The sequence below is a fragment of the Gammaproteobacteria bacterium genome (genome assembly GCA_028819075.1).
GTDB lineage: Bacteria > Gemmatimonadota > Gemmatimonadetes > Longimicrobiales > Gaopeijiaceae > BD2-11.
Genome location: JAPPMM010000040.1, coordinates 163,479 through 175,861, shown reverse-complemented (window position 1 = coordinate 175,861; position 12,383 = coordinate 163,479). Strand labels below are relative to the sequence as shown.

10 protein-coding genes, 2 pseudogenes and 1 riboswitch are annotated in these 12,383 nt (G+C 67.5%); of the genes and pseudogenes, 1 reads left to right on the top strand and 11 read right to left on the bottom strand.

All coding sequences use genetic code 11. The features are described from left to right. Positions 1-15 precede the first annotated feature (15 nt). From OXU32_10075 to OXU32_10050, 6 genes and pseudogenes are all read right to left on the bottom strand, one after another. Complete coding sequence (locus OXU32_10075; GenBank protein MDE0074293.1) at positions 16-576, bottom strand: sigma-70 family RNA polymerase sigma factor; 561 nt, start codon at positions 574-576, stop codon at positions 16-18. Next, positions 573-1,328 carry a hypothetical protein gene (locus OXU32_10070; protein ID MDE0074292.1) on the bottom strand — a complete coding sequence of 252 codons (756 nt, stop codon included), beginning with the start codon at positions 1,326-1,328 and terminating at the stop codon, positions 573-575. The genes OXU32_10075 and OXU32_10070 overlap by 4 nt, the downstream gene beginning before the upstream one ends. Before the next feature lie 389 nt (positions 1,329-1,717). Next, positions 1,718-2,050 carry an integration host factor subunit beta gene (locus OXU32_10065; GenBank protein ID MDE0074291.1) on the bottom strand — a complete coding sequence of 111 codons (333 nt, stop codon included), beginning with the start codon at positions 2,048-2,050 and terminating at the stop codon, positions 1,718-1,720. A 343-nt stretch (positions 2,051-2,393) separates the two neighbouring features. Beyond that, positions 2,394-2,693, bottom strand: a pseudogene (locus tag OXU32_10060) (TonB-dependent receptor plug domain-containing protein). Positions 2,694-2,906: 213 nt separating this feature from the next. Continuing rightward, positions 2,907-4,325: a TonB-dependent receptor plug domain-containing protein gene (locus tag OXU32_10055; GenBank protein ID MDE0074290.1), complete on the bottom strand. Its 1,419-nt coding sequence runs from the start codon at positions 4,323-4,325 to the stop codon at positions 2,907-2,909. Then, on the bottom strand, positions 4,322-4,729 hold the full coding sequence (locus OXU32_10050) for a BlaI/MecI/CopY family transcriptional regulator (GenBank protein ID MDE0074289.1): 408 nt from the start codon (positions 4,727-4,729) through the stop codon (positions 4,322-4,324). The genes OXU32_10055 and OXU32_10050 overlap by 4 nt, the downstream gene beginning before the upstream one ends. A gap of 289 nt (positions 4,730-5,018) precedes the next feature. Between OXU32_10050 and OXU32_10045 the strand changes: the two genes are divergently transcribed. Next, a complete protein-coding gene (locus OXU32_10045) occupies positions 5,019-6,239 on the top strand; it encodes a hypothetical protein (protein MDE0074288.1) in 1,221 nt (406 codons plus the stop codon). A gap of 194 nt (positions 6,240-6,433) precedes the next feature. Here the strand turns inward: OXU32_10045 and metB are convergent. From metB to OXU32_10020, 5 genes and pseudogenes are all read right to left on the bottom strand, one after another. Continuing rightward, a pseudogene (metB, locus tag OXU32_10040) lies at positions 6,434-7,654 on the bottom strand (cystathionine gamma-synthase). A gap of 3 nt (positions 7,655-7,657) precedes the next feature. Continuing rightward, positions 7,658-8,767: an alpha/beta fold hydrolase gene (locus OXU32_10035; GenBank protein MDE0074287.1), complete on the bottom strand. Its 1,110-nt coding sequence runs from the start codon at positions 8,765-8,767 to the stop codon at positions 7,658-7,660. A gap of 67 nt (positions 8,768-8,834) precedes the next feature. Next, a riboswitch (SAM riboswitch) is annotated at positions 8,835-8,958 on the bottom strand. Positions 8,959-9,080: 122 nt separating this feature from the next. Further along, entirely contained in the window at positions 9,081-9,497 is a 417-nt protein-coding gene (locus OXU32_10030; GenBank protein ID MDE0074286.1) for a DUF411 domain-containing protein, read from the bottom strand. A gap of 298 nt (positions 9,498-9,795) precedes the next feature. Then, entirely contained in the window at positions 9,796-11,073 is a 1,278-nt protein-coding gene (locus OXU32_10025; protein MDE0074285.1) for a serine hydrolase, read from the bottom strand. Beyond that, positions 11,070-12,317: a DUF2891 family protein gene (locus tag OXU32_10020; protein ID MDE0074284.1), complete on the bottom strand. Its 1,248-nt coding sequence runs from the start codon at positions 12,315-12,317 to the stop codon at positions 11,070-11,072. The genes OXU32_10025 and OXU32_10020 overlap by 4 nt, the downstream gene beginning before the upstream one ends. Between the last annotated feature and the right edge of the window lie 66 nt (positions 12,318-12,383).

Below are 12,383 nucleotides of genomic sequence, written 5' to 3'. Positions count from 1 at the left end.
GGGGTTCTCCTTTGGCTATTGAGTTTCTTCGGCAAGCCAATCCATTTGGCGCAGCTTCTTCAGGCCCCGATGGATCAGCGAGCGAACCGACGCCTCCTTCACCTCCAGTATCCGCGCCACCTCGGCAGTGCTCCGGCCTTCGAGGATGCGCAGCAGGATTGCGTCGCGCTCGCGCTCCCTGAGTCGTTCCAGCGCCGCGTAGAGGGCAGCCGCCCGCTCCTGACGTTTCAGCTGCTCAGCCGGGCCGGGTGCGCGGTCAGGGAGATCGGGGTGGTGGTCAAGGCGGACAAAGGGGGCATGCCGACGTTTGCGTGCCTCCGCCCTACACACATTCCTGCACACGGTCAGCGCCCACCCGAGAAAGGATCCGGTGCCGGAGAAGCGCGCACGCTTCCGGTAGATCCGGATCCAGCAGGCTTGCAACAGGTCGGCCGCGTGGTCGTCATCCCTGGCGTAACCACGGATCACTCGCAGCATGCGCGGCGACGTCTCCCGGACCAGACGGCGAAACAGCGCACGGTCTCCCGCGTGGAATCGCTTCCGGTCGAAGTCGTCGCTGCCAACCTGGGGAGTCAACGGGCGGACCTGCGATCAGGGCGCGTCACAGCGAACAGGATCCCCGTTGCGACAAGCGGCACGGACAGAGGGAGTACGAACAGCACGCCACCCCAGACCGCGTAATACCCAACCAATTCGGCGGCCATGGCCACAGGAATCCAGAAAGCCGCGAAAAGCAATCCGCCCGAGAGCCACCGCGTCGCGTAGCGGGACCAAGTGGACAAACTGCCGGTCAATCTTCCGGTCAGATCACCCAGTACGCCGGCAAGCAAAACGAACCCCGCGTTCGCGATCGGCACGAGCAGCGTTCCCAGATGGTTGGCCGCTCTACGCAAGTACCTTGCGGCCTCGTTTCCCGTCGCGGCGTCCGCCGCAGCCTGAGCAGACCTCGCAGAATGGACGAGCGCGGAGGGAAGCGGCCAATCGTCACCAGTCGTGAACATGGGTATCAAGAGCGACGGCAGGGCGTATGCCACCGCCGCCAACATGGCGAGCAGGATCCAGTGGCGACGCTGCGAACCGGTAGAATCCGCGCTGAAGATTGCGCACCCGTTCAGAGCCCCGGCGAACACGGCAGGCGGCAGGATCTGGACGACCATGACGGGGAGGCGTCTCGCCACCATCGCGAGGAAGTCCGCGACCGCATCCGGCCGCCCCCAGAAGTGGGTTGCCGAATACGCGAGGTACACGGCCAGAAGGAAGACAACCCAGATGGCGACACGCCTGGAGAAACCGGATTCAGGCTTGGGATGGGACTTGGTCTCGGTCATGTGCACCCCCCGTACGCAGTTGATCGTGCCCGGTCCGACGCTCGCGCCGAATGCGGCTGTTCTACATAAGGGGATGCCAAATCGGCAGCGTCCGTTGCGAGGTGCCGTGACAACGCGTGGACGGAGGGTCTCACATGGCGATCTCCTGCGGAACCGGCCTTGCCCGCCAAGGCGGCGCGCTCGGCGACGGTCCGCGCCGTTCCTGCATCGCAGAGAACCTCTTGGGGGTCGAGGGGGCAGAGCCCCTCGTCAGCCTTGCAGGGGTCGCGCGGAGCGTGGCCACGAAAGGTAGGGTGGCTCGACCACCTAAAGCGTGGTCCAAGCCAGCGGAAACCGTCGTCTCGACGGCGGAACGACCGGCGGGCCGCATCGCGGCATCGACGGCGAGACTATGGGTCGCGGACGACCTCCCCGCGCGCCTCCTTCCCAAGAACCCCCAAGCCGCGGTCCACCAGGCTGCGGAAGTGACTCGACGGCTTGAAGACCGGCGCGACACGCGGTGGAACCCCGACCGGCTCGCCTGTTCTGGGATTGCGCGCCGTGCGAGCCTTGCGGTGCCGCACCTTGAAGGTGCCGAAGCCCCGGATCTCGATGTGGTCGCCGCGCGCCAGCGTGTCCTTCACGGCGTCGAGGAAGGCGTCGACCACGAGCCCGCAATCCCTCTTGGTGACCCGTGGTCCGATCACAACGGCGACCTGCTCAACGAGGTCGGCTTTCGTCATTCTCTTCTCCTCCCCCGCAGTGTAACCAAGTCCGGCAGCTTCGTGGATGATAACTTGCATGGCGCGGCCTCCGCGAAAAGAAGGCTTCGGACTGCCGCCGATGCAGCGTGGGTCACCAGACGCCTTGGGATAAGGGGAGCCTTCACGGGACGGTCGGGAAAGCGGGGGGCGCGCCCGGACAAACGGGGGTGACGCTACCGCGCGTGGAAAGGGTGATTGCGGGGGTGATCGGCGGTCAGCGTGTACCGATATAAAACCATGTGCCACATAGAGTTGTGACCTAAACGACGATCTGAGCATCGCTCAGCGACGGTTCCCGGGTTCAGCCGCCCGGGGACTCGATCGTCAGGATCCGGATGACGCCGTTCTCGGCGCGCTCGCCGTACAGGTCTGCGGCCGCTTCGCCCTTGATGACCTCGATGGATTCGATGTCGTCGGGGTTGAGGGAGCTGAGCGCGTCACTGCCCGTCTCGAGCTCGACGCCGTCGACGAAGATCAGCGGAGCTCCTTCTGCGAGCGCGCCCCTGATTTGAAGTGCTCCCGGATTGTCGGCCCCGTCCGCGTCGACTGCCGCCTCGGGGTCCGCCAGCACGTCGAGGAGCGCGCCGTCGAGAGCCGTGGGCGCTTCGGTGTCGCAGGCCATGACCACGGCCGTCAAGGTCAGACCGGCGAGGGTCAACCCGCGCAGCGGGCTCCGTTTCATCTTGCTTCCGCCCATGACTTTGAATCTCCGGTTCGAGAGCGTGTCCTGATTCGACGAGGACGTCCGGGAACACCCACGGCCTGCCCTGTCCGATGCCGGTGGCGAGCTGAACGGCTACACAATAGCGCGCGTCGGCGCCGCGGGCGATGCCGCCTACGGCACGAGCGACAGCTTGTTTGTGCGGAGGACGAAGGCGGGAGACCCCAACTGTACATAGTAGGCGATGTCAATCGGCCTGACTTCGTCCACGTCACCGCCTTCCTCGGGCGGTGAACTGCTCGCCGACGGTTCTGCGGGTTCAGAAGCCTCGGGCTCCTTCGTGAAGATCTGAATGACGCCGTTCTCGGCCCCGTCGCCGAACAGGCCGCGCGCAGCCTCGCCTTTGATGATCTCGATTCGCTCGATGTAGTCGGGGTTCAGGGAATTCAGTGGCGAGTAGGGGGCGCTGCCGGTCCTGACCGTGTACTTGCCGGCCTCAAGCGAGAGGTCCGAATTCGACACCTCGACGCCATCGATGAAGATCAGGGGCCGCGGCTCGATTCCAAGGAGGTTGCCCTTTATCTGCGCCGCCGCGGCCTGCCGCGCGACCTCGACCTGCTCGGCCAGGGCACGCGGGGTAAGAGATCCGTCAGCGCTGGCCTCCGCCTCCGGGCTCGCCAGCACGTCGAGGAGCGCGTCGTCGAGAGCGGTGGGGGCGTTGGTGTCACAGGCGATCACCACCGCCACCAGCGTCAGACCGGCCAGCGTCACCGCGCGCAGCGGGCTCCACTTCATCTTCCTGGAAGCCATGATCTTCAGTCTCCGTTCGAGGGAATGTCGGGATTCGAGAAGAGCGGGTGTCAACATCCATCGCCGATGCTGTCCCACGCCGATGGCGAGCAGCAGCTTCCCGTAGTCGTCCGCCGGGATGCCGGAGGCGATGACGCGCCGGTCGCAGTCGATTTCGACCGCGCCCCGCAGATTGCGCACCATCCACCAGACCGCCGGGCTCCAAGGGAAGAGCGCGGCGATGAGTGCTCCGTAGAGGAGGGTCAGGTGGTCGCGTGCGCGGGCGTGCTCGCGCTCGTGCAGGATCGCGACGCGGCCGGCCCGGTCACCCGCGGACAAGAGCCAGTCGGGGATGACCACGGAGGGACGCGTCACGCCGATCAGCGCCGGGCCGAAGCCCTCCGAGACGTAGACGTCTTCGCCGTCCACCGACCGCCGGGGCCAGCGGCGGCGCGAGCGGGCCATGAGGCCCATGATTGCCCCGAAAACCAGGAGCGTGCCCAGGGAGGCGGCGCCCCACGCGAAGATCGCCGCCCGCTCCCATCCCGTCCCGAAGATCGCAGGAACCGCCGGATCCGCTGCCTGCACCACCGATGTGATGGGCGATGGCGCGGCGGCCGATACCTCCAGCACCGGCGCCGGCGCCCGCGCCGACAGGGGGATGACGACCGCGAGCGTGAGCGCGGCGACCCAGGGGAACCGGCGCGGCCAGCCCATGTTCTCGCACAGTCGCTCACCCGCCCAGGCGCCCCCCGCCAGCAGCGCTCCAATGCCCGCCGCGTAGCCCATCCACCAGAAGATCATCGGTCTTCTTCCCTGTCCTGGGCTCGATCCAGGATCGAACGCATGCGCTCAATCTCCTCGTCGCTGAATTCCCGGTTCTCGACCAGCGTCGCCAGGAGCAGCTCTGCGGAACCGTGGAAGATCTTGTTCATGACCCGCCGGAGCGCGCTGCCCCCGGCATCCGCCGATTCAACCAGTGGGTAGTAGCGGTGGGCCCGCCCTTCCTTCTCATGGCGAACCGCGTTCTTGGCCTCCAGGATCTGCAGCATCTTGAGGACGGTGGTGTAGCCGACATCCTCCCCGAGGACGTCCCGAACTTCCGCCACCGTCCCCGAGCCCGTGCGCCAGAGGACGCTCATGATGTCCAGTTCGCGGTGGGTGAATCGATTCGGTTCCCGCCTCGGTTCGGCTGATTCACTCGCCATGTTGCTCTCCCCGCACCGTCCAGCTGTCGCCCGATGTAACCATCGCGCTCGTTGGTTTTGGACCGATTTCAGGCTCCGGAGCCCATCTCCGGGCTCTCGCTTCACGAAGTTTTTCGTAGTCAGTACTGTAACCGATGGTTCCCCGGATGTCAACGAGGATCTTCGTAGGATTGGTTTCCGAGTCCTTTGCCGAGATCCGTCGGGACCGCTACGATCCCCACGCTTCTCCGGCGCTGGCCGCGCCAGCAGAGCGGTCCGCTTACCGTCCACCAGCAGTCGTGAGGTGCTCGTGCGTCGAGCCAGACCGGTTCTCCAGTCCGTAACGGTTCTCCTCCTGTCCGGCCTCGTCTCGTGCGCGCCCCGCGACTTCGGTGCGCCGCTGATCGTCCAGCGGGACAGCGCCGGCGTTCGGATCGTCGAGGCGATGAGACCGCTGTGGGGCGATTCCAGCCTGTGGAGGATTAATCCGGATCCTCTTGTCGACCTGACGCGCTCCGGGAGCGGTCCCTCCCACGAGTTCTTCCGCGTCCGCGACGTCCGGCAGCGTCCGGATGGATCGGTGGTGGTTGCCGACCGGGGCTCCCAGGAGGTGCGCCTCTACTCGGCGCAGGGCGAATTCCTGGGATCCGCAGGAGGTGTCGGAGACGGACCCGGCGAATTCCGCAATCTCTGGAAAGTGGAGCCATCGGCGGACCGGATTCTTGCGCTCGACCAGCGAGGCCGGGTCGCGGTGTTCACGCCCGATCTGATGCCGGCGCGCACCTTCGATGTGGCGGACCGCGTTTTCGATCTGCACGACCTTCACGACGGCACGGTTCTCGTGGAAGTCCGCCCGCTCACGGAAACCGAGCCTGGAACCGAAGTCGTTCGAGGGTCGAGCGCGTTGGTGCGCTTCGACCTGACCGGCGCGCGCGTCGACAGCCTTGCGGAGACACCTGGCTATGAAGAGGTATCCCGCGTTATCGACGATCAGTACATCTCGGGTAGGCCGCTGTTCGGCAGGGAGGGCCACGTAGCCGTGAGCGACGACGTGATTCTGCAGGGGTCCGCGGACCTGATGGAGGTGCGGGAACTCTCGGTCACCGGCGATATCGTTCGCATCCTGCGCATTTCGGACTATCCGCTGAGCCTCAGCGATGAGGAGGTCGCCGCGGAACGCGAAGCCCAGTTCGATGTGGAACTGCCTCCCGGGGTGACCTTTCCTCCCTTCATGCGCCAATTCATCGAGGAACTCCCGGCCCCGGCGACTCGCCCCGCCTACGCGGACATCCTTGTGGACCCTTCGGGAGCGGTCTGGCTGGAGCTGTACCGGGGACGGAGCGAGCAGGACTGGCCGCAGGCGTGGCTGGTGCTGGATGCGGAGGGCACCTGGCTCGGCACCGTTGACGCGCCGAACGACTTCGCGGTGATGGACATCACCATGGATGCCGTCCTGGGCGTCTGGACGGACGAACTGGGCGTGGAGCACCCTCAGGTGCTGACTCTCGCGCGGACGCCGACCGGAATGTAGCCGACGCCCGCCGGTCAGCGCGCTGGGCTTGGTCCCAGGACGGTCTCAGCCGATCCCCCCGATGCCCGCGTGCGGGACGGTCAGCCGATCCCTCCGATGTTCGCCCGCGAGAGACCGAGCTCCCCCGCGACCGAACCGATGGGCACGACATCGGCGGCACGGGGACCACCCTCCGGCGCCGCCACCCGACACGCCGACAACGCCTGCCTGAGGTCGGCGACCAGGTCGTCCGCGGACTCGATGCCGACGGAGACGCGGAGCAGGCCCTTGCCGATCCCGGCGATGGCCTGGGCGGCCTCGTCCATGGCCGCGTGGGTCATCGTGGCCGGATGGCAGATGAGGCTCTCGACTCCGCCCAGCGACTCCGCCAGGGTAAACAGGCGAAGCCGGGCGAGGAGTTCTTCGGCTGCCGCCCGCCCGCCCTTCAGCTCGAAGCTGAACAGGCTGCCAAACCCGGACTGCTGGCGGCGGGCGAGGTCGTGGCCGGGGTGCGTCGTGAGTCCCGGGTAATAGACCCCTGCGACCGCCGGATGCGAAGCGAGCAGATCGACGACCGCGCGCGTGTTCTCCTCGTGGATGCGGGTGCGCGCAAACAGCGTGCGCACGCCGCGTAGCGCCAGGTAGCTGTCGAAGGGACTCTGGGCCGCGCCGGTGGCGTTGGTCCACCACGCGATCTCCTCGAAGAGTTCGTCGCTGGCCGCGATTACGGCTCCCCCCACCACGTCGCTATGGCCGTTGATGAACTTGGTCGTCGAATGCACGACCAGATCGAAGCCGAAGTTGATCGGCTGCTGGAGGGCGGGTGAGAGGAAGGTGTTGTCGGCGATGGCGATCGCTCCGACGCGCCGGGCCTCGCGCGCCACCGCGGCCAGGTCGGTGATGCGCAGCAGCGGGTTGCTGGGCGTCTCGACCCAGATCATGCGGGGCTCCCGCTCCAGCCCAGCCGCGAGCGACGCCGGGTCCGTGAAGTCCACGAAGCGCACGCGCAGCCGACCCTGGCGCTCAAGCCCGACCAGCAGGCGGTGCGTCCCTCCGTAGCAGTCGTGCGGCGCCAGCACCAGGTCATCGGCGTGCATCAGGTTGAGGACGACGCCCACCGCGGACATTCCGGAGGAGGTCGCCACCGCGCCCGCGCCACCTTCCAGTTGAGCCAGCGCGCCGGTGAGATGTTCGCGGGTGGGATTGCCGGAGCGGGTATAGTCGTATTCCGGGGTGTCCCCCAACGCCCGAAAGCGGAAGTTGCTCGACAGATAGAGCGGGGGCATGACCGCGCCATAGGCGGTGTCCGAGGCGAGCCCGGCGCGGACGACATTGGTCGCCCGCGCGGAGATGCGGCCCTTGTCATCGGGACCAGGTGTCGTCGCGCCGAGGCTACTCCCGGCGAATCCGCGATCTCGGGTACAGTGCTCTTTCATGGTCTATGCCTCCTGTCCGACGGAAAGCTCGAGGCTTTCCCTGAGAACAGACTGGTATTCGGGTGCGTGTAGGAGAAAGGCGTCGTGCCCGCCGTCCGAATGGAGTGTCCGGAGGCGCGAACGGGCCCCGGTCCGGCGGTGCATCTCCTCGACCAGCCAGAGCGGCACCGACCTGTCCTCCTCCCAGGCGATCAGCCAGGAGGGGACGGTCAGCTCCTCGGGCTGGAGGTCGCACAGATCGATCGAGGCGCACAGCGTGAGGTAGGTTCTCGCATCGAACCGCCCGGCGAACGCCCGTCCGCGCTTCCACAGGTAGTGGTCCACCGGGTGGACCGGCTTGCCGCTCGAGAGGTCGGCTTCGAAGGGGAAGCGCGCATCCAATCCCGCGTCGGTCTTGTAGGTGGTGAAGGCCAGCGCCCTCGCGATGGCCACGCCGTCCGCTTCGCGGCCCTGGTCGCGAGCGAACTCGAGGATCGCGCGCTGCACGCTGCGCACTCCGGTCCCGAGGGGATGGGGGCGGTGGGCGGCCGCAATGACGACGACGCCTTCCGCACGCGCCGGATACCGTATGCCCAGGGCCAGTGCGGCGTTACCCCCGTAGGAGGCACCCACGGCGCGATGGACCTTCTGTTCGCCGAGGTGATCCAGCACGGCCACCACCGCGTCGGCCTGATCCCCCGGCGTGATGTGGAACTGGGTGCGGGACCCATCGCGTCCAAGGGGCTCGATGGTGCCCGGCGCGCCGATGAAGTCGATGCCCAGGACACGCCACTCGCGCGAGTCGATGGCGAGCCCCGGTCCGACGATCTTGCGCCACCAGCCTTCGGAGCGATCTTCGGCGTTGGCGGCCACATGCCGATTCGCCGAAATCCCACCCATCGCGACCAGCACCGGGGCGTCCTCCGGCCCCGCGACCTCGAAGGGGACCCGGAAGCGCGCCGCCAGCTCGGGTTCGAGCTCCGGCTTCCACCCAGGGCGCATGTAGACCGCTCCGCGGCGGGCGTGCGGCAGTGCCCGGGCGCGCGGGGGCTCGCGATGGTCTGGAACGCTCCCGTTGCGGGCGGGCGGGTACGGAAGCGGGTACGCTTGGGGAGGGGAGGTTGTCGTTCGCATCCTGGCTCTCCACAGGTTGGGCGCGGTGCCAACCCCTGGATGCGCCAGCCGGCGAAACCGACCGAGGCACTCATCTCTCGGATTCCATCACGGGAATCCGCGGGAGTTGGCACCGTTGATCGTTCTCCAGAGAAAGCGATCCGGTTGCCCCGGCTTCACAGGGCCAGTCCCTCAGCCGGTCTCGATGAGTTGGGTGAGAATGTGGTGCCCTTGCGGGCGTGTCAAGGGTGCACGGGAAGCGGGCCTGTAGGCGGAGAGAAGTTCGGGCTCACGAAGCAGTCCGCGGACGAGCGCCGCACGGACTGCCGATCGGTCAACGGCGCGGATCCACCTCCGCGTAGACCTCGACGTTGCCCTGGCGATCCCACGAGAGCACCTGGTAGGGCCGCGCGCCGATTCCTTCCATGCCCGGGGAGCCGATTGGCATGCCGGGAACCGCGATGCCGACGATGTCCGGCCGCTCCTCCAGCAGCCGTTTGACGTGCTCGGCCGGGATATGGCCCTCGACCACGTAGCCATCGATCAACGTGGTGTGGCAGGACGACATCCGGGGCGGCACGCCCGCGTCGATCTTGATCGGGATGATGTCGTTGAGGTTGCGCGCGTCCACCTCGAAGCCGGCCTCCCGCATGTGATCGACCCACAGGTTGCAGCAGCCGCAGCTGGGCGTCTTGTAGACCAGCGCCCTGGGCAGGGCGTCGGCGACGGTCCGTGTGGGTGCAGCCGCCAGGGTCGTGGGTGCCTCGCCGGCGGCACCCGCCGCCACTTCCCCGGACGCGTGCAGGGCATGGGCGTCATGCGACGCCGGCGCACCATCCGACACGCGGGCGCCGTCCGCGTCTCGCGCCTCGCCGGTTCCACAGGCGGCAACGAGGATCAGGAGGGGGAAGATGATGCTGGGGCGAGGCTGAGTCATGGGATCCTCGGATCAGAGGGCTGAGCGGACCGACTTAGCGGAGCAGATCCGCGCGTACATCCTCCCAATCTAGCACGACGTCACTCGAATCGCCGAGCCGACTTGTGGCTACTCATCCCTCGATCGCCAGGTTCACGATTTCGCGGAAGCGCGCGACCGGATCGCGGCCCCGCGGCGTCTGCGTGAACACCAGCACGATCAGGTTGGTCGAGGGATCCACCCAGGCGCCCGTCCCGTCGGATCCGGTGTGCGAATACACCCCGTCCTCCGACACGGACCATCCGTATCCGTAGGACCGGGCCGGCCCCTCCGCCTCGGGGTTGGTCCGGATCTTCGGCGATGTCATCAACGCCACGGTCTCCTCGGAGATGATCCGCTGCCCGTCGTAGACGCCACCGTTCAGGAACATCTGACAGAAGATCACATAGTCGTCCGCGGTCGAGATCATGCCGCCCGAGGCCCGCACGAACGGGACCTGGGGCGGATCGCCGGGGGTCCATCCGGGCATCCAGCCGCCCTCGCCGTCACGCTCGTAGTAGACGACCCCCATTCGGTCCAGCTTCCCGTCCATCTTCTCCGAGACTTCATGATGGTAGCTGTCGTGCATGCCGAGGGGCGTGTAGATCTCGCGGTCGAGGTACTCCTCGAGCGGCATCCCCGACACCATCTCCACGAGCGCGCCCAGCGTGTTGTAGCCGGGGTTGTTGTAGCTGTAGGTGGTGCCGGGGATGGCCTCCGCGCCCACGCCGCCGAAGCGCGCAGCTTCCAGCTGGAGGGTGGGAGCGTCGGGATGCTCGGCGGACGGCTCCATGTAGGGCTGGAGGAAGAGCGTCGGAATGCGAAGCCCGCTCGCGTGCGACAGCAGATGGCCGATGTTGATGAAGCCGGCGCGATAGTTGTCCCACGAGGGCATGTGTTCGCGCACGAGATCGTCGTAGGCGAGCTTCCCGTCCTCCACCAGCGTCGCGATGGCGGTGGCCACCGGGGGCTTGGTGTTGGAGGCCATGCGGAACATGGTGCCCGGCTCCATGGGGATGCCGCGCGCCTTGTCCCGCCACCCCAGCGCCTCGTGCAGGACAACCTTGCCATCCTTCGCCACGAGCAGCACGGCGCCGACGAGGTCGCCCCGCTCGATGGCCTCCTCGTAGAGCGCGACGCCCCCGGCTAGGACTCCTTCGGACATGCCCACATCCGCCGGAGCCGCACGCGTGACGACGGTGCCCTGGGCCGCGACGGCGATGGCCGAAGCCAGGATGGAGGTGAACACCAGGATCGTGTGCCGACAGGCCGTGAGGAGTCGAGCGTCATGGCGGTGGGCCGCAGCGATGGCTCCGCTGCAGTCGCGGGCGGTCCAGTGGGGTGCGTCGAAGTGTTGGCGGCGTTGCCTCATGGGGACGGGCCTCCTGTCGTCAGAACCAGGTACTTGAGCGCGAACGAGCCGATCCAGTGGGATCCGGCGTAGTCGGCGTCGAACATGGTGTCGTAGCCGGTGCGGGCGTGCCGCGTCGCTAATGCGCGCAGCTCGGGGACCCTGGGGTCGTCGCCGGGAAGCGCCGCCGCGATGCGCAGCATGGCGTCCGCGCGGGTGAACGCCAGCCCGATGAGGTGAGAGTAGGTGCCGTACGCGGACCTCAGCGAGTCGTTGGTGACCACGTCGCCCTCGGGAGGCTCCTCGTCGCCCGCCCCCGCCGGATTGGTCTCGAGAAGCGGCTCGAACTCGTCGGAGTCAGGGGCGGGGAGAAAGCCGTCGAGCCACGCGGCGTAGGCATCCGGGTCCAGCACCATCCCCATGAGGGCGGCTTCCTCCAGGCAGGGCGAAAGGAAGTCGGAGCGGCCGGGCTCGTACGCGACCGGACAGTTGCGGTCCTCGCCGAAGAAGCGCTCGGCGGACGTGCGCAAGGCCTCCGCCAGCTCGGGGCGCGCCGCCATCTGCTCGGCCTGCAGGCCCGTCGCGATGGCGAAGGCGGTGTTGGGGTGGACGCCGGTGCGCACCGGCCGTTCCAAGTCCTCGAGGTAGTCGATGAGGCGGTCGCTCAGGTGGCTCACCACGGGCTCGAGACGCTCGGCCCAGACGGCGGCGAAAGGATCGTCCCAGGATGCCAGCTCCCCGTGCAGGAGGAGGAGCCACACCCAGCCGTAAGGGCGCTCGAAGGACGGGTTGTCCGAGAGATACTCGAGTTCGCCGGCGAGGGCTTCCTCGGAGAGATGGTCTCTCAGCTTCTCGCGGATGAGGAGCGCCACGGGCAGGTCGGGCACCTCTTTCACCAGCCGCAACATCGCCCACGTCGAGTTCACCGCCGAGTGCCAGTCCCAGCAGCCGTAGAAGGCTCGGTTCCGGTCGAAGTCGCGACGCCGCGTGTAGCTGATGTCGTCCAGGTAGCCGGCCCGGTCCGGACGCAGCGCGTGGGGGCGGTCCACACAGGAGAGGGGCATCGCGGCGAGAGACAACGCGGTCTCCAGGTCGAGCACTGGACCTGAACCGGGATCCGTGGGGGCCGGCGACGAGGCCGCGGCGACGGCATCGGGGTCTTCCGCAGGCTGGTCGGCAGCATCGGTCGCACATGAGGCGGCGAGCACCACCGCCAAGGGGGCGAGAGCGGACAACCGGATGTGCCTGGGTGCTGGTGCCATCATCAGCCTTTGATGAAATCCCTGCCGTTAGCATTCAGGACCGGCTGGATGCGGTCAAGTTGGCTGAGC